A 1,144-nucleotide genomic window follows, 5' to 3' on the forward strand; every position below is an offset into this window, starting at 1 on the left:
GCTAGTGTCCTGCGCCACAAATTCGCCTGATAAGTGGTGTAGCGTGGTGAGATGCCAAGGACTGGGCGCCCTGTCGCACCGTTGACGCTGTCAGACGAGGAACGCGCGACGTTGCTGCGCTGGGCCCGGCGGGCGAAGTCGTCGCAAGCCCTGGCGGCGCGGTCGAAGATCATCCTCGGCTGCGCCGACGGGTTGTCCAATCTCGAGGTGGCGGCGAACCTGGCGGTTCACCCGAGCACCGTGGGTAAGTGGCGCAGCCGGTTCTTGGCCGAGCGTCTGGACGGGTTGATCGACGAGCAGCGGCCGGGCCGGCCCCCGTCGATCAGCGTGGACCAGGTGGAGAAGGTCGTGGTCGACACCTTGGAACAGACCCCGCGCGATGCCACCCACTGGTCGCGGGCCTCGATGGCCGAGAAGTCCGGGCTGTCGAAATCCACGATCGGGCGGATCTGGCGCGACTTCGGCCTCAAACCGCACCGGGCGCAGACGTTCAAACTGTCCACCGATCCGCAGTTCATCGAGAAGGTCGTCGACGTCGTCGGCCTCTATCACCACCCGCCCGAACGCGCGGTCGTGCTGTGTGTCGACGAGAAGTCACAGATCCAGGCGTTGAACCGTTCGCAGCCGGTGCTGCCGATGATGCCGGGCATGCCTGAGCGGCGCACTCACGACTACCGCCGCAACGGCATCACCAGTCTGTTCGCCGCGTTCAACATCGCCGATGGCACGGTGATCAGCGAACTGCACCGCCAGCACCGGGCCACCGAGTTCAAGAAATTCCTGGCCACCATCGACAAGACCGTGCCCGCCGACCTGGACGTCCATCTGATCTGCGACAACTACGGCACCCACAAGACCCCGGCGATCCGGGCCTGGCTGGCCAAGCATCCCCGCTTCCACATGCACTTCACCCCGACCGGATCGTCCTGGATCAACCAGGTCGAGCGCTGGTTCGGCTTCCTCACCGACCAGAAGATCCGCCGCGGCGCCCACAAGAGCGTGCAGGCACTCGAAGCCGACATCCGGACCTGGATCGCCGCCTGGAACCAGAACCCACGGCCGTTCATCTGGACCAAGACCGCTGAAGAGATCCTCGAATCACTCGCCCGATTTTGTAGCCGAATTTCTGGCGCAGGACACTAGC

1 protein-coding gene is annotated in these 1,144 nt (G+C 64.8%); it reads left to right on the forward strand.

Annotation, left to right across the window (positions count from 1 at the left end):
• Nucleotides 1-51: 51 nt before the first annotated feature.
• Nucleotides 52-1,143 (forward strand): IS630 family transposase, encoded by a 1,092-nt coding sequence (locus LPA41_RS40780; RefSeq protein ID WP_229076858.1) that lies wholly within the window; start codon nt 52-54, stop codon nt 1,141-1,143.
• Nucleotide 1,144 lies beyond the last annotated feature (1 nt).

It is taken from the genome of Actinoplanes sp. DH11 (assembly GCF_020873875.1).
Lineage (GTDB): Bacteria > Actinomycetota > Actinomycetes > Mycobacteriales > Micromonosporaceae > Actinoplanes.